Origin of the sequence: Saccharopolyspora sp. NPDC002686, from assembly GCF_040295745.1 — a bacterium.
Classification (GTDB): Bacteria; Actinomycetota; Actinomycetes; order Mycobacteriales; family Pseudonocardiaceae; genus Saccharopolyspora; species Saccharopolyspora oryzae.
Genome location: NZ_JBEOVY010000155.1, coordinates 1 through 16,979 on the forward strand (window position 1 = coordinate 1; position 16,979 = coordinate 16,979).

15 protein-coding genes are annotated in these 16,979 nt (G+C 70.9%); 8 read left to right on the forward strand and 7 right to left on the reverse strand.

Annotated features, from left to right (window positions below):
* Positions 1 to 158: 158 nt before the first annotated feature.
* Positions 159 to 1,445, forward strand: coding sequence for a M14 family metallopeptidase (locus ABTZ89_RS20735; protein WP_351047055.1), 1,287 nt, complete (start codon positions 159 to 161; stop codon positions 1,443 to 1,445).
* Between the two features lie 66 nt (positions 1,446 to 1,511).
* The gene (locus tag ABTZ89_RS20740) at positions 1,512 to 2,255 is read left to right on the forward strand and encodes an SDR family oxidoreductase (protein ID WP_270953147.1); all 744 of its coding nucleotides are present in this window, start codon (positions 1,512 to 1,514) and stop codon (positions 2,253 to 2,255) included.
* Here the strand turns inward: ABTZ89_RS20740 and ABTZ89_RS20745 are convergent.
* The 4 genes from ABTZ89_RS20745 to selD all read right to left on the reverse strand — a co-directional run bounded on the left by ABTZ89_RS20745 (position 2,252) and on the right by selD (position 7,119).
* Complete coding sequence (locus tag ABTZ89_RS20745) at positions 2,252 to 3,379, reverse strand: MsnO8 family LLM class oxidoreductase (RefSeq protein ID WP_351047058.1); 1,128 nt, start codon at positions 3,377 to 3,379, stop codon at positions 2,252 to 2,254. The two genes, ABTZ89_RS20740 and ABTZ89_RS20745, sit on opposite strands and share 4 nt — an antisense overlap.
* Entirely contained in the window at positions 3,379 to 4,728 is a 1,350-nt protein-coding gene (locus ABTZ89_RS20750) for an NtaA/DmoA family FMN-dependent monooxygenase (RefSeq protein ID WP_351047061.1), read from the reverse strand. Before ABTZ89_RS20750 ends, ABTZ89_RS20745 begins: the two co-directional genes overlap by 1 nt.
* On the reverse strand, positions 4,725 to 5,882 hold the full coding sequence (locus tag ABTZ89_RS20755; protein WP_351047064.1) for an LLM class flavin-dependent oxidoreductase: 1,158 nt from the start codon (positions 5,880 to 5,882) through the stop codon (positions 4,725 to 4,727). Before ABTZ89_RS20755 ends, ABTZ89_RS20750 begins: the two co-directional genes overlap by 4 nt.
* Positions 5,883 to 6,117: 235 nt before the next feature.
* Positions 6,118 to 7,119 (reverse strand): selenide, water dikinase SelD, encoded by a 1,002-nt coding sequence (gene selD / locus ABTZ89_RS20760; RefSeq protein WP_351047067.1) that lies wholly within the window; start codon positions 7,117 to 7,119, stop codon positions 6,118 to 6,120.
* A gap of 58 nt (positions 7,120 to 7,177) precedes the next feature.
* On the opposite strand from selD, the gene ABTZ89_RS20765 reads away from it, so the two are divergent.
* Entirely contained in the window at positions 7,178 to 7,975 is a 798-nt protein-coding gene (locus ABTZ89_RS20765; protein WP_351047069.1) for an alpha/beta fold hydrolase, read from the forward strand.
* Here the strand turns inward: ABTZ89_RS20765 and ABTZ89_RS20770 are convergent.
* Both ABTZ89_RS20770 and ABTZ89_RS20775 read right to left on the reverse strand, forming a co-directional pair.
* Positions 7,972 to 8,958: a sigma-70 family RNA polymerase sigma factor gene (locus tag ABTZ89_RS20770; protein WP_408641944.1), complete on the reverse strand. Its 987-nt coding sequence runs from the start codon at positions 8,956 to 8,958 to the stop codon at positions 7,972 to 7,974. The genes ABTZ89_RS20765 and ABTZ89_RS20770 overlap by 4 nt on opposite strands.
* A 118-nt stretch (positions 8,959 to 9,076) precedes the next feature.
* Entirely contained in the window at positions 9,077 to 10,009 is a 933-nt protein-coding gene (locus tag ABTZ89_RS20775; protein WP_270953139.1) for a siderophore-interacting protein, read from the reverse strand.
* A gap of 62 nt (positions 10,010 to 10,071) precedes the next feature.
* On the opposite strand from ABTZ89_RS20775, the gene ABTZ89_RS20780 reads away from it, so the two are divergent.
* The gene (locus ABTZ89_RS20780) at positions 10,072 to 11,070 is read left to right on the forward strand and encodes an ABC transporter substrate-binding protein (protein WP_351047072.1); all 999 of its coding nucleotides are present in this window, start codon (positions 10,072 to 10,074) and stop codon (positions 11,068 to 11,070) included.
* An 81-nt stretch (positions 11,071 to 11,151) separates the two neighbouring features.
* Here ABTZ89_RS20780 and tatA read toward each other — a convergent pair whose 3' ends face one another.
* Positions 11,152 to 11,355: a Sec-independent protein translocase subunit TatA gene (gene tatA / locus ABTZ89_RS38970; RefSeq protein WP_502949572.1), complete on the reverse strand. Its 204-nt coding sequence runs from the start codon at positions 11,353 to 11,355 to the stop codon at positions 11,152 to 11,154.
* Between the two features lie 184 nt (positions 11,356 to 11,539).
* Here tatA and ABTZ89_RS20790 point away from each other — a divergent pair, with 184 nt between their 5' ends.
* The 4 genes from ABTZ89_RS20790 (at position 11,540) to ABTZ89_RS20805 (ending at position 16,812) form a co-directional block, all read left to right on the forward strand.
* Positions 11,540 to 13,057, forward strand: a complete 1,518-nt coding sequence (locus ABTZ89_RS20790) for an LCP family protein (RefSeq protein WP_351047074.1) — start codon at positions 11,540 to 11,542, stop codon at positions 13,055 to 13,057.
* A gap of 126 nt (positions 13,058 to 13,183) precedes the next feature.
* Entirely contained in the window at positions 13,184 to 14,173 is a 990-nt protein-coding gene (locus ABTZ89_RS20795; RefSeq protein ID WP_270953149.1) for a Bug family tripartite tricarboxylate transporter substrate binding protein, read from the forward strand.
* Positions 14,170 to 14,709, forward strand: coding sequence for a tripartite tricarboxylate transporter TctB family protein (locus tag ABTZ89_RS20800; protein ID WP_270953136.1), 540 nt, complete (start codon positions 14,170 to 14,172; stop codon positions 14,707 to 14,709). The genes ABTZ89_RS20795 and ABTZ89_RS20800 overlap by 4 nt, the downstream gene beginning before the upstream one ends.
* A 3-nt stretch (positions 14,710 to 14,712) precedes the next feature.
* The gene (locus ABTZ89_RS20805) at positions 14,713 to 16,812 is read left to right on the forward strand and encodes a metalloregulator ArsR/SmtB family transcription factor (RefSeq protein ID WP_351047077.1); all 2,100 of its coding nucleotides are present in this window, start codon (positions 14,713 to 14,715) and stop codon (positions 16,810 to 16,812) included.
* Positions 16,813 to 16,979 lie beyond the last annotated feature (167 nt).

Sequence of the window (16,979 nt, forward strand, 5' to 3'; positions counted from 1 at the left end):
GAGCTGCTTGCTGCTCTGCGGTGCGGTGCGGTTTTACCGGTTTATGCCCGCGCAAGTGGGAACCGGCAGTTGCCGGGAATGCCACTTTCGCTGGTGGTGGGCCGTGCTCGGGTCGACCAGATTCGGATCTCCACGACCGCTGATCGATCGGAGGTCCGATGTTCAGTTCACGGCGCACCGCGGCCACAATCGCGGCCGCGGCCTGCCTCCTGCTGATACCCGCAGCCCAAGCGGGCGTCTCGGCCGCCCCTGACGACCCGGCCGCCACCCCAGCGGCCACCGCCGGCGGCACCGCGGTCTACACCGTGCCGGACACCGACAGCCGCACCAGGACCGAGATCAACCGCATCGGCGCGCAGATCCTGTCCGTCGCCGGGAACTCGGCCACCGTCGAGGCGACCCCCGAACAGGCCGAGGAGCTCCGGGCCGCCGGGTTCGCGCTCCAGAAGCAGCAGGACGCCATCAGCGCGCTCGACCAGCTCAACCTCGGTCGGCAGGCCGGTCCCGGCACCTCCGCCTTCCCGCCGGACGACCAGGGCTACCACGACTTCGACGAGGTCAACCAGGTCCTGGACCAGACCGTCGCCGACCACGGCGACATCGCGGCGAAGTCCAGCGTCGGCAAGTCCTTCGAAGGTCGCGACATCCCGGTGCTGAAGATCAGCGGGAACGTCGGGCAGGACGAGGCCGAGCCCGAGGTGCTGTTCAGCTGCAACCAGCACGCGCGGGAGCACCTGACCACCGAGATGTGCCTGCGCATCATCAACCGGTTCACCGACGGGTACGCCTCCGACCCGGCCATCAAGGAGATCGTCGACAGCCGCGAGATCTGGATCGTGCCGGTCTCCAACCCGGACGGCTCCACCTACGACGTCGAGTCCGGGGAGTACCAGGGCTGGCGGAAGAACCGGCAGGACACCGGCACCGACACCAACCGCAACTGGGACTACCAGTGGGGCTGCTGCGGCGGCTCCAGCGACGACCCGAACGACGAGACCTACCGCGGCAGCGCGCCCTTCTCCTCACCCGAAGCCAGCGAGCTCGCCCGGTTCGTCGACTCCCGCGTGGTCGACGGCGTGCAGCAGATCAAGGCGCACATCGACTTCCACACCTTCTCCGAACTCGTGCTCTGGCCCTACGGCTACACCGATGCCGACACCGCCGAGGGCATGACGCAGGAGGAGTACGACCGGTTCGTGCGGGTCGGCACCGAGATGGCGCAGACCAACGGCTACACCCCGGAGCAGTCCAGCGACCTCTACGTCACCGACGGCAGCGTCAACGACTGGATGTGGGGCAAGCACAAGATCCTCTCCTTCACCTTCGAGATGTACCCCTCCAGCGGCGGCATCGACGGCTTCTACCCGCCCGACGAGGTGATCGAGCGGGAAACCCAGCGCAACGACGCGGCGGTCGACATCCTGCTGCGCGAAGCCGGGGCCTGACCCGCGGGTCGGCGGCCCGCTCAGGTATCAATGAGCGGGCCGTCGACATCCACAACGGGAGGGCAGATGACCGACGAGCGAGTCGCGGTGGTGACCGGTGCCGGATCCGGTGTCGGCCGGGAGATCGCGCGAGCACTGCTCGACGCCGGTTACCGGGTGGCGCTGGCCGGGCGACGCCTCGAACCGCTGCGGGAAACCGCGCAAGGATCACCGGCGGCGCTCGCCGTGCCCACCGACGTCGGCGACCCCGAGTCGGTCGCCGCGCTGTTCGACGGGGTGCGCGAGCAGTGGGGCCGCGTTGACCTGCTGGTCAACAACGCGGGCACCTTCGGCCCCGCCGGATCCGTCGGCGAGCTGCCGCACGAGGACTGGCAGGACGTCGTGCAGATCAACCTGACCGGCTCGTTCCTCTGCGCCCAGCACGCCTTCCGCATCATGAAGGACCAGCAGCCGCAGGGCGGGCGGATCATCAACAACGGGTCGATCTCCGCGCACAGCCCGCGGCCGCGCAGCGTCGCCTACACCGCGACCAAGCACGCCATCACCGGCCTGACCAAGTCGATCTCGCTGGACGGCCGCCCGTACGACATCGCCTGCGGGCAGATCGACATCGGCAACGCCGCCACCGACATGACCGCAGGCATCGCCACCGGGGCAGCGCAGGCCGACGGCACCACCCGTCCCGAGCCGACCTTCGACGCGCGGCACGTCGCCGAAGCCGTGCTGTACATGGCGGGACTGCCGTTGTCGGCGAACGTCCAGTTCCTGACCATCACCGCCACCGCGATGCCGTTCATCGGACGCGGCTAGACCTCCTGCCACGCCTTGGCCAGCAGCTCGTAGGAGCGCACCCGGTCGAGGTGGTCGTGGGTCATCGTGGTGACCACCAGCTCGTCCGCACCGGTCGCGTCGCGCAGCGCCGCCAAACCGCGTGCGACGGTCTCCGGTGCGCCCACGAACTGCGTGTCCACCCGGTCGGCGACCAGCGCCCGCTGCTCGTCGGTCCACGCGAACGCGGCTGCCTCCGCCGGGGTGGGGAACGGGATCGCACCCGCCCCGGTGCGGATGCTGTGCACCCAACGCGCGTACGGGGCGGCGAGTTCGCGGGCCGCCTCATCGGTGTCGGCCACCAGCACGTCCGCCGACACCACCACGTACGGGCGCTTCAACCTGGTCGACGCGGTGAAGTCGCGGCGGTAGGCCGACACCGACTCCAGCACGGTGGACGGGTTGACGTGGTAGTTCGCCGCGAACGGCAGGCCCAGCGCGCCTGCCGCGGCGGAGCTCTCCCCGGCGCTGGAGCCCAGGATCCACACGTCCAGGTCCGCGCCCTCGGCGGGATTGGCGGTCAGCGGCTCACCGCGGTCGTCGCGGGAGCTGCCGGTGAGGTACTGCAGGATCCGGCTGACCTGCGTGCGGTAGTCCAGCTCCTCCGCCGGGCTGCCGACCCGGCGCTGCTGCTCGGCGATGCGGGCGAGGAGCTGCTCGGATTTGGCCAGTCCGCGCGGTTTCGGCGGGATCAGCAGTCCGTCGACGACCTCGGGCTGCGACACCGGTCCCGGTTCGGCGAAGCGCCGGGCGAGGTCCTCGCTCCGGTTCGGGGCGACGCGGCCGAGACCGAGGTCCACCCGGTCCGGGTGAAGCTGGGCGATCGTGCCGAACTGCTCGGCCACCACCAGCGGCGAGTGCTGACCCAGCAGCACCGCCGCCGAACCGACCCGGATCCGATTGGTGGCCCCGGCGATCAGTGCGATCAGCACGGCGGGGGCCGCTGAGGCGACGCCGGGCGTGAGGTGGTGCTCGGCGACCCAATAGCGCTGGTAGCCGAGCTGTTCGGCTCTTCGCGCAAGGTCGATGGTGTTGTGCAGCGCATCCGCGGCGGTGTGCCCCGACGGGATCGGGGCGAGGTCCAGGACCGAGAGCGGGGTGGGCATCAGCGCGACCTCCGATCATTGCGGGGCAGACCGAGGTTGTCGCGCAACGTGCTGCCCGGGTATTCCGCGCGGTACACGCCGCGCTCCTGGAGCAGCGGCACCACGGTGTCCGCGAACTCGTCGAGGCCGCCGGGCGTCAGGTGCGGGACGAGGATGAACCCGTCGCAGGCGTCCTCCTGCACGAACCGGTCCATCTCCGCCGCCACGCTCGACGCGGTGCCGACGAACGACTGGCGCGCCGTCACCTCGATGATCAGCTCCCGGATGGACAACTGCTTGGCCTCGGCCAGTTCGCGCCACTCGCGGGCGGTGGCCACCGGATCGCGGTGGCGGCGCACGCTGGCGCGCCCCTTGGCGATGGTGTTCTCGCCCGGCACCGGGTCGAACGCGGGCAGCGGACCGTCCGGGTTGAGGTCGCTGAGGTCGCGGTTCCACAGCTGCTCCAGGAACCGGATCGCGGTCTGCCCGCTGACCTGCTGGTAGCGGATGTGCGCGGCGCGCTCCTGGGCTTCGGCGCCGGTGTCGCCGAGCACCACGGTCGTCGCCGGGAACACCAGCAGCTCCTCCCGGGACCGCCCGTGCGCGGGCAGTCGGCGCTTGACGTCGGCGTAGAAGTCCTTGCCCGCCTGGAGGGTTCCGTGCCCGGTGAAGATCGCATCGGCGGCGGAGGCGGCGAACTCCCGGCCGGCGTCGGAATCCCCGGCCTGGAAGATCACCGGCCGCCCCTGCGGGCTGCGCGGCACGTTGAACCGGCCTGCGATGTCGAACTGCGCGTCGCGGTGCGCGAACGAACCGGCGCGCGGATCGGTGAGGAAGGTGCCGGTCTCCTTGTCCGCGACGATCTCGTCGCCGCGCCACGAGTCGAACAGCTCCCACGCGGTGCGCAGGAACTGCTCGGCGCGCTCGTAGCGCTGCTCCTCCGGCAGGAAACCGCCGCGCCGGAAGTTCTGGCCGGTGAACGCGTCCCACGAGGTCACCACGTTCCAGGCGGACCGCCCGCCGGAGAGGTGGTCGAGGCTGGCGAACTGCCGCGCCACCTCGTAGGGCTCGTTGAACGTCGAGTTGATCGTGCCGGCCAGCCCCAGGTGCTCGGTGACGGCGGCCAGCCCGGCCAGCACGGTGAAGGTGTCGGGGCGGCCCACCACGTCGAGGTCGTAGATCTCGCCGCCCTGCTCCCGCAGCCGCAGTCCCTCGGCCAGGAACAGGAAGTCGAACTTGGCGCGCTCGGCGGTGCGGGCGAGGTGCTCGAACGAGGAGAACTCGATCTGGCTCAACGACCGCGGATCGCTCCACACCGTGGTGTTGTTGACGCCGGGGAAGTGCGCGGCGAGGTGGATCTGCTTGCTCACGGACGTCCTCCAGCTGTGGCGTAACGGCTGGCCGGGCGGGGGAATCCGAGCCGCCCGCGCAGCGAATCGTTGTCGTAGGAGGTGCGGAACAGCTCACGTCGTTGCAGCTCCAGGACCAGTTCGCGGGTGATCGCGGTCAGGTCCTCGGGGATCGCCGCAGGGCGCAGCCGGAAGCCGGAAAGCCCTGCCGCGGCCCAGTCCTGCAGCCGGTCGGCGAGTTCGGCGGCGGTGCCGGTGAACACCGGAGCGTCCGATGTGGACTCCGCGCCGTCGAGCTCGTCCAGCTCGGCCTTCCGGTCGGCCGCGTCCGGTCCGAGGAACACCACGAGGTCGCCGAACACGTGCAGCCGGTCCTGCTCCCGGCCGGCCGCGGCCTGTTCGGAGCGGATGCGGGACTCGACGAGCGCAGCTTGCTCGGCGTCGTGGGGAGTGGTGAACACGACGTCGGCCGCGCGGGCGGCGAAGCGGTGCCCGGCCGCGTCGGTCGCCAGCGCGGTGACCAGCGGCTGGCCCTGAGGAGGTCGGGGAGTGATCGACGGTCCCTTGACGTCGAACCACTTCCCGGTGAAGTCGATGTAGTGCAGCTTGTTGCGGTCGATGAACCGGCCGGTGGCCACGTCCCGGATCTCCGCGCCGTCCTCCCAGCTGTCCCACAACCGGCGCACCACCTCGACGTAGTCGGCGGCCTCGTCGAACAGCTCGGCGGCGCGCACCTCGCGGCGGCCGAAGTGCGCGGATTCGCTGCGCATCGCGGACACCTTCGGCTGCCAGCCCGCCCGTCCGGTGCTGATGTAGTCGAGGCTGGCGACGGCTTTGGAGATGTGGAACGGCTCGGTGTGGGTGACCACGGCGCTGGGCACCAGGCCGATCCGCTCGGTCCGGGGCGCCACGCGGGCGGCGATCAGTCCGGCGTCGAGCCGTCCGCGCACCTGGTCGGTGCGGTCGTCGGGACCGTCGTCGCGGCTGGATTGCGGGCCGAGGGCGTCTTCGAAGGTGATGAGGTCGAGCAGTCCGCGCTCGGCCTCCTGCGCGAGATCGACCCAGTACCCGGCGGTGAACAGCTCGGCGGGGCGGGCTTGCGGTCGCCGCCAGGCAGCGGGGTGCCAGCCCGCTCCGTCGAGCGCTACTGCGAGGTGCAGTTCGGGAGGTGCCATGTGCAGGTCGTCCTTCCTGCGGGCGTGAACCACCGCGGACCTGAATCGTCCACAGTGGATGAAAGAGGGGAGGTGCGCGGCGTCAGCGCCGCGGACAGGCGGCGGAGATGATCCGGAGGAGATCCACGTGGTCCCGGGTGACCAGCTGAACCGGCTGCGCCATACCTGCCACGCTAGAACCGAATTCGGCGGAGCGTCAACGAAACCCCGTTGCCGCCCACGATGTGGGCGCGCCTCACCGCAGTGCGATGACGGCATTTCCAGCGGGCAGCACCCGGCCGATCACGGGAGCACCGGGAACCTCACCGGCCACCAGCAGCCCGCCGGAGGTCTGCGCGTCGGCGAGCAGCAGCTGGTCCTCGTCGGAGGCGGTTCCGGCGTCGAGGTGCGGCCGGACCCAGTCCAGGTTCCGCCGCGTCCCGCCGCTGACGAAACCGGCGCGCACCGCATCCCGCGCGCCGTCGAGGTAGGGCACGGCAGCGACGTCGATCTCCGCGGTAGCACCCGAAGCGCGCATCATCTTGAACAGGTGCCCGAGCAGTCCGAACCCGGTGACGTCGGTGGCGCACACCGCGCCCGCCCGCAGCGCCGCGGCGGCCGCGTCCCGGTTGAGCGTCGTCATCGCTTCGACGGCCTGCGGGAAGCGTTGCCCGGTGCGCTTGTGGCGGGTGTTGAGCACGCCGATGCCCAGCGGTTTTGTCAGCGACAGCGGCTGGCCGGGACGCGCGGTGTCGTTGCGCAGCAACCGGTCCGGATCGACCAGCCCGGTCACCGCCAAGCCGTACTTCGGTTCGGGATCGTCGATGCTGTGCCCACCACCGATGTGGCACCCGGCCTCCGCCGCGACCTCGCAGCCGCCGCGCAGCACCTCCGCGGCCAGCTCGAACGGCAGGACTTCGCGGGGCCAGCCGAGCAGGTTCACCGCGACGATCGGCGTGCCGCCCATCGCGTACACATCGGACATCGCGTTGGCCGCCGCGATGCGCCCCCAGTCGCGCGGATCGTCCACGACCGGGGTGAAGAAGTCCGTGGTGGCCACGACCCCGGGTCCGCCGTTCGCGCGCACCACTGCGGCGTCATCACCGGTGGCGAGGCCGACCAGCAGTTGCGCACCGGGGTTGGGGACATCGGTCACCACCCCGCTCAGCACCGCTTCCAGCTCGCCCGGCGGGATCTTGCACGCGCACCCGCCGCCGTGCGCGTACTGGGTCAGGCGAATCGGCTCCGAGCCGGTCATACCGGGCATTAGAGCACCGGTGGCGGGTGAGCACAGCGGAGGCGCCTCGCACCATAGGATGACGAGCGTGCCGTTCGTGAAGAGTGCCGACCAAGCCGAGATCTACTACGAAGCGCACGGCAGCGGGGAACCGCTGGTGCTGCTCAGCGGGCAGGCCAACACCCACCACTGGTGGGACCGCGTGCGCGCCGACTTCGAGGCCGAGCACCAGGTGATCGTGCTGGACTACCTGGGCACCGGGGAGAGCGACAAGCCCGCCGACGCCGAGTACAGCGTCCGCCGCTTCGCCACCGACGTGATCAGCGTCCTCGACGAGCTCGGCATCGCCCGCGCGCACGTCTACGGCACCTCGATGGGCGGGAAGGTCGCCCAGTGGCTGGCGATCGACTACCCGGACCGCGTCGGTGCGCTGGCCCTCGGCTGCACCTCGGTCGGCGGCGTGCACGGGCTGAAAGCCGCCCCGGAGATCACCCGCGCACTGGCCCAGCCGTCGGTCGAAGCCGCCCGAGAGGCCCTGATCGACCTGATGTACAGCCCGGAGTGGGTGCGCGAGCACCCCGGCCCGTACGGGACGCTCGGTGGCCAGATGCCCAGCCACGCCCGCCGCGCGCACCTGCGCGCCAGCAACGGCCACGACAGCTGGGCGGTGCTGGACCAGGTCACGGCGCCGACGCTGGTCCTGCACGGCACCGACGACCGGTTCAGCCCGGTCGACAACGCGGTGATCCTCGCCAACCGCATCCCCGGCGCCGAAGTGCACTACCTGGAAGGGGCCAGGCACGCCTACTTCGAGGAGCAGCGCGAGGAAGCCTCCGGCGCGGTGCTGGACTTCCTCGCGGCGCACCCGATCGACTAGTCGCGCGGTTCCGGGTAGGTCTCGGGCAGGCCGAAGGCGGGGAACACGCTGACGTCGAAGAACGCGACCGCGTGCCGGACCGCGTCGCCGTCGAGTTCCAGGACCTGCAGGTGGAACGGCCGGAACACGTCGTCGGGCCCGCGCATGTAGACGCCGAACGCCACCTGGCCGTTGGCCCGGGCCGGCAGCAACCGCAGGTCGTCGGACTTGGCCGGGCAGTGGAGGTCGACGAGCCGGCCGATCTGCTCGGCGCCGCGCACCCAGGTGGTGAACGGCGGCATCTCCCAGATCGCCTCAGCGGTGAACAGCTGCACGATGGCGGAGATGTCCTTGGCCTCGAACGCGGTCACGTAGCGGTCCAGCAGCTGCCGCTGCTCCGCGGTCAGCGGCTCGGGCCTGTCGTCCTGCGAGGGCTTGACCTCGGCGAGCTGCGCGCGGGCGCGCTGCAGGATGCTGTTGACCGCCGCCGTGCTGACGCCCATCGCCTCGGCGACCTCGGCGGCCTTCCACTTGAGCACGTCGCGCAGCACCAGCACCGCGCGCTGCCGGGCGGGCAGGTGCTGGAGGGCGGCGATGAACGCCAGCCGGGTGCTCTCCCGGGTGCTGACGATGGTGGCCGGATCGGTCGGGTCCTCGGCGATCGCCGAGTCCGGGATCGGCTCCAGCCAGGTGATCTCGGGCCGCTCCACCAGCTCGTCGCGTGGGATCTCGCTCGGGCCGCCGAGCCCGGTCGGCAGCGGGCGGCGCTTGCGGTTCTCCAACGCGGTCAGGCAGGCGGTCGTGGCGATCTTGTACAGCCAGGTGCGCAGCGACGAGCGGCCTTCGAACCGGTCGTAGGCCCGCCACGCGCGAAGGTAGGTCTCCTGCACCAGGTCTTCGGCGTCGTGGAGCGACCCGAGCATCCGGTAGCAGTGCGCGAGCAGCTCGCGCCGGTACGGATCCGCCGCGGTGGTGAAGTCCTCGACGGCCATGGTGGCGCTCATGGCGGCCCCCTTTCGGCTGCTCCTGCTGCGACTCTAGGACGACGCCGGATGCGTTGGCGAGGCCGGCACGGTCGCTGGAACAGTAAACGGGGGCACCGACAGCAATGGCCGGAACGCCTCAGCTGCGGCCCTCGCGCCAGTAGCCCATGAAGGCCACGGACTGCTTCGGGATGCCGTAGTCGCTGACCAGCATCCGGCGCAGCCGCTTGATCACGCCCGCCTCGCCGGCCAGCCAGCCGTAGAGGCGGCTCGGCGCGGTGTCCTCGGCGGGGACTTCCCAGAGCGCCTCGGTGTCCACGTCGATGTCGTCCAGCTCGGCGGAGCCGGGGGAGCACCGCGGCTGCAGCTCGGCGAGCGCGGCGGCGACGCCTTCCTCGAGCAGCTTGCCGTGCGGGGCGCCGGTGCAGCGGGCGAACCACCGCACGTCGACCCCGGCGGGAACCGCCCAGTCCTGGCGGTCCATCTCCTCGGGCACTTCGAGGCAGACGACGCCGCGGGCGCACCGGGGCAGGTTCTCGACGATCGCGGCGACCGCCGGCACTGCCGTCTCGTCACCGGCCAGGACCAGGTGGCTGGCCGACTCCGGCGGCGCCCACTCGCAGCCCCACGGGCGCCCGCAGCCGGGGCGGTCCGGGCCGAGCAGCCCGATCTGCTGGCCGGGGCGGGCGGTGGCGGCCCAGTTGGAGGCGGGGCCGCCGTGCCCGTCGGTGGTGCCGTGCAGCACGAAGTCGACGTCGAGCTCGGCGGGGCCGGAGGGGGAGGGGCGGAAGGCGCGGACCGTGTAGGTGCGCAGCGTCGGGCGGATCTCGTCGGGCTGCGCCAGCCACCGCTGGTACCAGTCCGGGCCGTCCGGGAAGTCCGCGACCGTGCGGCCGGGCTGCGGCAGGACCAGCTTGATCCGCTGGTCGTCACCGCCGGCGCCGAAACCGCGCAGGCATTCGGCGCTGAAGGTGATCCGGACGAAGCTGGGGCCGAGCCGCTGGACCCGCGTCACGTCGACGGGGAACAGCCGGTAGTCCGGCCGGAGCTGCGCGGTCTGCGTACCTGCCATCCGAAAACCTCCCGAGATCAGCTGCTAGGTTAGCCTAGCCTTACAGATTTCGGGAGGTTGGTGTGCGTCACAAGATTCGGGCCGGGGCCGCGTTAGCGCTGGCAGCGGGCGTCTTGGCAGGGTGCGGCTCGAACGCGCCGGAAGGGCAGGGGGGAGGTGCGTGGTCCTACACCGATGACCGCGGGACCGTCGTCAACGTCGACCACCGCCCGGAGCGGATCATCGCGCAGGTCTCCGCGGCCGGTGCGCTGAACGACTTCGGCGTGCCGGTCGCCGGCACGTTCGGTCCGCTGGTGCGCGAGGACGGCTCGACCGAGCCGGAGGCGGGCAGCGTCGACCCGAGCAAGGTCACCGACGTCACCGGTGCCGGCTACGGCGAGGTGAACCTGGAGCGCTTGGCCTCGCTGAAGCCCGACCTGCTGGTCAGCGGCAAGTACGCGGAGTACCCCGGCCTGTGGCACCTGGTGCAGGACCAGGAGGACGCGGTCAAGAAGGTCGTGCCGACCCTCGGCGTCCAGCAGTCCGGCATCGCGCTGCCCGAGGCGATCGGCAAGTACAAGGAGCTGGCCCGCGCGCTCGGCGCCGACGTCGACTCGGCGAAGGTGAAGGCCGACGAGGAGGCGTTCAACGCCGCCTCCCAGCGCCTGCGCGACATCGGGGCGCGGATGCGCGCCGAGAACAAGACGATCCTGGCCGTCGGCGGCACCAAGGAGGAGTACTTCGTGGTGGTTCCCGAGCGGAACCCCGACCTCGACTACTACGTCAAGGAGCTCGGCCTGCCGATCACCACGCCGAAGAACCCCGACGTCGCGGGCGGCGGCTACTTCGAGCGGCTGTCCTGGGAGAACGCCAACGCCTACCCCGGCGACGTCCTGCTCTGGGACGCCCGGTCGGCGTCGATGAAGCCGGAGGAGATGAAGGCGAACCCGGTCTTCGCCGCGCACCCGGCCGCCGCCGCGAACCGCTTCGCCGAGTGGGACGCGGTCGCGCCGATGAGCTACGCCAGCTACGCGAAGATCATGAACAAGCTCGCCGACCAGCTGGAGGCGAACCTGCGCTGAGGGGAGTCAGCGCGGAGCGAGGAGCTCCCCCGTCGGCTTCGGTCGGCAGGGGAGCTCTTCCGTTGACCGATCTGCTCGCGGTCAGCTCTTGGGGTCGTCGTTCGGCTTGTCGACGGCCGACGACTTGGCCGCTTCCTCGTCGGCCTTCATACCGCGCGCCTCGGCCTTGAGCACGCGCGCCGACTGGCCGAGCGAGCGGGCCATCTGGGGCAGCTTCGCCGAACCGAACAGCAGCACGACCGCGGCGATCACGATCAGCCAGTGCCAGGCACTGAGCGAACCCATGGGTAACTCCTCGCTGTCCGACCACCTGGAATCCAGCTCAGGCGGCCTCCGGTTGCGCCTTCCGCGAGTCTACCCACGTCCGGGTGGTGCTCATGCTTCGGTCGCCCCCGGAAAAACCTTGGGTAGCCTCGGCGACGGCCGTCCCGCGGTGGCTCGGCCGCTCGACTGGGTGAGGAGAGATCCGGTGACCGGTGGTGACCGATCTGGTTTCGGCCACGACGACCGCACGATGCCGATCGCTCGGGTGCGCTCGGCGCCCGCTCGGCGTCGGTGGTGGGCCGGCGCTCGTGTCGCGGTCGCGCTGGCGTCGACCGTGGTGTTCGTGTTCAGCGGCTACTTGTGGAGCACGTTCGGCCGCCTGCAGGGCGGCATGTCGACCAGCGACGTGACCTCGGGCGCGGGCCAGGACGGCGCGGTGGACATCCTGCTGGTCGGGCTGGACGGGCGCACGGACGCGCAGGGCAACGCGCTGCCGGAGGAGATGCTGCGCGAGCTGCGGACCGGCGACAGCGGTTCCAGCCTGACCGACACGCTGATCCTGCTGCACATCCCGCAGGACCGCTCCCGCGCGGTCGCGTACTCGCTGCCCCGCGACTCCTACGTCTCGATCCCGGACGGCCACGGCGAGCACAAGATCAACTCCGCGTACGGGCGGGGCAAGGCCGACGCGCGCACCGCGCTGCAGGCCGAGGGCGTGACCGACCCCGCCGAGCTGGAGCGCCGGTCCAACGACGCGGGCCGAAAGCTGCTGGTGCGCACCGTCGAAAAGCTCACCGGTGTGAACGTCGACCACTACGCCGAGGTCAACCTGCTCGGCTTCTACCAGCTCACCCAGGCGATCGGGGGCGTCGAGGTGTGCCTGAACGACGCCGTGGACGACCCGTTCTCCGGTGCTCACTTCCCGGCCGGGCACCAGACGATCTCCGGGGGCGACGCGCTGGCCTTCGTCCGGCAGCGGCACGGCCTGCCGCGCGGCGACCTGGACCGGGTGCAGCGGCAGCAGGCGTTCATGGCCGGACTCGCGCGGTCGGTGCTGTCCACCGGGACCCTGGCCAACCCGGCCAAGCTGAACGGCATGTTCGACTCGGTGCAGCAGTCCGTGGTGCTCGACCAGGGGCTGGACGTGCTCTCCTTCGCCGGGCAGCTGCAGGGCCTGGCCGGCGGCAACATCAGCTTCGACACCATCCCGGTCGAGGACCCCGAGTACGACACCCCGCACGACGGGATGGCGGTGAAGGTCAACCCGCGCAAGGTGCAGCTGATGATCCAGCGGGTCAACGAGGGGCTGCCCGCCGAGCCGCCGCGGCCCGGCGGTCTGGACACCAGCGTGGTGGACGTGCACAACGGTGCGGGCGTCACCGGACTGGCCTCCCGCGTCCAGGACGAGCTCGACTCCGAGGGCATCCCGGTCGGCAACGTGGGCAACACCGCCGGAACCGCCACCTCGCGCGTGCTGTTCACGCCAGGCAACGACGAGGCCGCCCGCTTCGTCGCCGAACACCTCGGCGGCCTGCCCACCGAAGCCGACCCGTCGCTGAGCGGCGGGCGCATCAGCGTCGTCCTCGGCCACGACTACCACGGGCCCGGCGCCCAGCACCTCGCCGCCGGACCGCGGCTGCAGCTGGACGGCCCCGCCCGGCAGGCGCCCGCGCCGCAGGGCGAGAACACCATCACCGCCGACGGGATCCCCTGCGTGAACTGAGCGGGGTTGCGGTTACAGAACTTCCGGAAGTTCCGATAGGTCCGCAACCGAGACGGCGCGCGCCGCGCGGGGGATGATCACCCACCAACCCGGTCGATGCGAGATCGGGGTCACAGTGAGGTGATGATGCGCAAGGTGAAAGTGGCGCTGGCAGTGCTGGGGGCAGCACTGCTGGTGTTCCTGGTGCCGCCCTTGGCGGGCACCGGGCGGGACGACGCAGCAGGGGCCCAGATCCGCGGCATGCGGGTCATGGTGCCCAACACCCCCGGCGGTGGCTACGACATCACGGCGCGGACCGCGGTGAAGGCCATCGAGGACACCGGGCTGAACGGACCGACCGAGGTCTTCAACCTGCCCGGCGCCGGCGGCACCGTCGGACTGGGCCGGCTGGTCAACGAAGCGGGCAACGGCGCGCTGGTGATGTCGATGGGTCTCGGCGTGGTTGGGTCGGTGTACACCAACCACTCGCCGGTGTCGCTGCAGGACACCACGGCGATCGCGAAGCTGACCGAGGAATCCGACGTCATCGTGGTGGCCAAGGGCTCGCCGTACCGCAACATCGGCGAGCTGCTCCAGGCCTGGAAGGCCGACCCGGGTGCGGTCCCGGTCGGCGGCGGTTCGTCCCCGGGCGGACCGGACCACCTGGCGCCGATGCTGACCGCGCGGGCGATCGGCCTGCCGGCCAAGGACGTCAACTACGTGCCCTTCGACGGCGGCGGCGAGCTGATGGCCTCGGTGCTGGGCAGCAAGGTCGCCTTCGGTGTGTCCGGGATCGGTGAGACCCGCGACCAGATCGCCGCGGGCGAGCTGCGGGCGCTGGCGGTGACCGGCCCCGAACGCGTGCCGGGCATCGACGCGCCGACCCTGAAGGAGTCCGGTGTGGACGTCACCTTCACCAACTGGCGCGGCATCGTCGCACCGCCGGGCATCACCGACAAGGAGCGCGAGCGGTTGATCGGGCTGTTCACCCGGCTGCACGACTCCGAGCAGTGGCGCGAGGCGATGCGGCTCAACGGGTGGTCGGACGCCTTCCAGACCGGTGACGAGTTCGGCGCCTTCCTGAAGGCGGAGAACGACCGGGTGGCGTCGGTCCTCAAGGAATTGGGGGCCGCATGAGTTCCACTGTGGACACCAAGGGCGCGGAGGCCGGGTCCCCGCGCCAGAGCTGGTGGAAGTCGCACTCCGAGCTGGGCCTGTGCGCCCTGCTGCTCGTGGTCGGCGTGCTGGTGCTGGTCGATGCGATCAACATCCCGACCGACTTCGCGCAGCGCGGCCCGGTGGGGCCGAAGGCGGTGCCGGTCGTGGTCGGCACGCTGCTCCTGCTGGTCGCGCTGCTGCTGGTCCGCGACGTGCTGCGCGGCGGCCGCGGTGAGGCCGAAGGCGGCGAGGACGTCGACCTGGACGCGCCGACCGACTGGCGCACGCTGCTGATGCTGTCCGGGTTCTTCCTGCTCAACGCCGCGCTGGTGAACGTGATCGGTTTCCCGGCGTCGTCGGCGATCCTGTTCTGGGGCGCGGCCTACTCGCTGGGCAGCCGCAACTTCGTGCGCGATCCGCTGATCGCCGCGGGCATCGCGGTGGTCACCTGGTTGGCGTTCAACAACCTGCTCGGCGTCCCGTTGCCCGGCGGCCCGCTGATGGGGGTGCTGTAACCGATGGATCTGTCCAACCTCCTAGCGGGTTTCGGCACCGCGCTGACCCCGGAACACCTGCTGTTCGCCGCGATCGGCGTGCTTCTCGGCACCGCCGTGGGCGTGCTGCCGGGCATCGGCCCGGCGATGGCGGTGGCGCTGCTGCTGCCGGTGACCTACGCGCTGGACCCCACCGGTGCGTTCATCATGTTCGCCGGCATCTACTTCGGCGGCATGTTCGGCGGCTCGACCACCTCGATCCTGCTCAACACCCCCGGTGAGAGCGCGGCGGTGGTGGTGGCCATCGAAGGCAACAAGATGGCCAAGAGCGGACGCGGGGCGCAAGCCCTGGCCGCGGCGGCGATCGGCCACTTCATCGGTGGTCTGATCGGCCTGGTCCTGCTGGTGCTGCTGGCACCGGTCATCGCGGGCTACGCGGTCAACATCGGCGCCCCGGACTACTTCGCGTTCATGGTGCTGGCCTTCGCCGCGACCTCCACGGTGCTGGGCAGCTCGCGGATCCGCGGGTTCGCCTCGCTGCTGATCGGCCTGACCATCGGACTGGTCGGCCTGGACCAGATGAGCGGCCAGGCCAGGTTGACCTTCGGCGCGCTGCAGCTGGCCGACGGCATCGACGTGGTGATCGTGGCGGTCGGCCTGTTCGCCGTCGGCGAGTCGCTGTGGGTCGCCGCGCACCTGCGCCACACCCAGGAGAAGCCGATCCCGGTCGGCCGCCCCTGGCTGGGCAAGGCGGACCTGCAGCGCGCCTGGAAGCCGTGGCTGCGCGGACCGCTGATCGGTTTCCCGTTCGGCGCGATCCCCGCCGGTGGCGCGGAAGTCCCGACGTTCCTGTCCTACACCGTGGAGAAGCAGCTCTCCCGCAAGACCGGTGCTTGGGGCAAGGGAGCGATCGAGGGCGTCGCCGGACCGGAGGCGACCGCGACGTCGAGCGCCGCGGGCACCATGGTCACGATGCTCACCCTGGGCCTGCCGACCACCTCGGTGGCCGCGGTCATGCTGGCGGCGTTCCAGCAGTACGGCATCCAGCCCGGACCGCTGCTGTTCCAGCGCGAGGCGGACCTGGTGTGGACGCTGATCGCGAGCATGTTCGTGGGCCTGGTGCTGCTGCTGGTCATCAACCTGCCGCTGGCCCCGGTGTGGGCGAAGCTGCTGCAGGTCCCGCGCCCGTACCTGTACGCGGGGATCCTGCTGTTCGCCAGCGTCGGCGCTTACGCGGTCGGCGGCAACGCGCTGGACCTGGTGCTGCTGTTCATCATCGGGGCGATCGGGTTCGCGATGCGCCGCTACGGCCTGCCGGTGCTGCCGGCCATCATCGGCGTCATCCTCGGCTTCAAGGCCCTGGCCGACCCGAACCGGCGTCGACTGCTGGACAGCCTCAACACCCGGAACGGGCAAGCGCTGCGCGAACTGTGCGCGGGGCTGAACATGGCCCGGCAGTCGGTCAGCAAGCACCTGGCGGTGCTCGAGGAGGCGGGACTGGTCACGACTGTTCGCCGCGGCCGCGAGAAGTTGCACTACCTGAACGCCGCACCGATCAACGCGATCGCCGACCGCTGGATGCACCAGTACGACCGGCAGCGCGCCGAGGCGCTGTCCGATCTCAAACGAGCATTGGAGTCAGCACCGATGAGCGGAAACGCCTTCGTCTACACGACTTTCATCCGAACCACGCCGGAACAGCTGTGGCAGGCCCTCACCGATCCGGCGTTCACCCGCCGCTACTGGGGAGTCGCCTTCGAAACCGACTGGCGCCCGGGATCCCCCGTGGTCTGGGAGGAGAACGGCCAGCGCACCACCGACCCGGAGCAGGTCGTGCTGGAATCCGAGCCGCACCGCCGGCTCTCCTACACCTGGCACACGCCGACCCCGGAGTGGGCGGCGGCCGTGGGCATCGACGACGACCTCCGCGCCACGCTCGCCGCCGAGTCCCGGTCGAAGGTCACGTTCGAGCTCGAACCGCACGGCGAGACGGTCAAGCTCACCGTCACCCACGACGACTTCCCGGACGGCAGCACGATGCGCCAGATGGTCGGCAACGGCTGGCCCCACCTGCTCTCCAACCTGAAAACCCTCCTGGAAACAGGCGAAACCCTGCCCGCCTGACCCACGTCGACGACCACGCACACAGATCACCCTCCGCGGCACCCCAGGCGCGGGCGAACCGCTCGCTCCCTCGTCGTGCGAGCACCAGGTCATCCGCCGCCGGTGGGAGTTCCGCAAATTCAATGGTAATCGGAGGTCCAATTTCCATTAAATTTACGGGGTCCGAC

What these genes read in the sequence shown, in the direction of transcription:
- ABTZ89_RS20775 (WP_270953139.1), bottom strand. Translation starts at nt 10,009, where the DNA reads ATGGCAGGTACGCAGACCGCGCAGCTCCGGCCGGACTACCGGCTGTTC.
- tatA (WP_502949572.1), bottom strand. Translation starts at nt 11,355, where the DNA reads ATGGGTTCGCTCAGTGCCTGGCACTGGCTGATCGTGATCGCCGCGGTC.
- selD (WP_351047067.1), bottom strand. Translation starts at nt 7,119, where the DNA reads ATGACCGGCTCGGAGCCGATTCGCCTGACCCAGTACGCGCACGGCGGC.
- ABTZ89_RS20740 (WP_270953147.1), top strand. Translation starts at nt 1,512, where the DNA reads ATGACCGACGAGCGAGTCGCGGTGGTGACCGGTGCCGGATCCGGTGTC.
- ABTZ89_RS20765 (WP_351047069.1), top strand. Translation starts at nt 7,178, where the DNA reads ATGACGAGCGTGCCGTTCGTGAAGAGTGCCGACCAAGCCGAGATCTAC.
- ABTZ89_RS20800 (WP_270953136.1), top strand. Translation starts at nt 14,170, where the DNA reads ATGAGTTCCACTGTGGACACCAAGGGCGCGGAGGCCGGGTCCCCGCGC.
- ABTZ89_RS20735 (WP_351047055.1), top strand. Translation starts at nt 159, where the DNA reads ATGTTCAGTTCACGGCGCACCGCGGCCACAATCGCGGCCGCGGCCTGC.
- ABTZ89_RS20805 (WP_351047077.1), top strand. Translation starts at nt 14,713, where the DNA reads ATGGATCTGTCCAACCTCCTAGCGGGTTTCGGCACCGCGCTGACCCCG.
- ABTZ89_RS20795 (WP_270953149.1), top strand. Translation starts at nt 13,184, where the DNA reads ATGCGCAAGGTGAAAGTGGCGCTGGCAGTGCTGGGGGCAGCACTGCTG.
- ABTZ89_RS20770 (WP_408641944.1), bottom strand. Translation starts at nt 8,958, where the DNA reads ATGAGCGCCACCATGGCCGTCGAGGACTTCACCACCGCGGCGGATCCG.
- ABTZ89_RS20755 (WP_351047064.1), bottom strand. Translation starts at nt 5,882, where the DNA reads ATGGCACCTCCCGAACTGCACCTCGCAGTAGCGCTCGACGGAGCGGGC.
- ABTZ89_RS20745 (WP_351047058.1), bottom strand. Translation starts at nt 3,379, where the DNA reads ATGCCCACCCCGCTCTCGGTCCTGGACCTCGCCCCGATCCCGTCGGGG.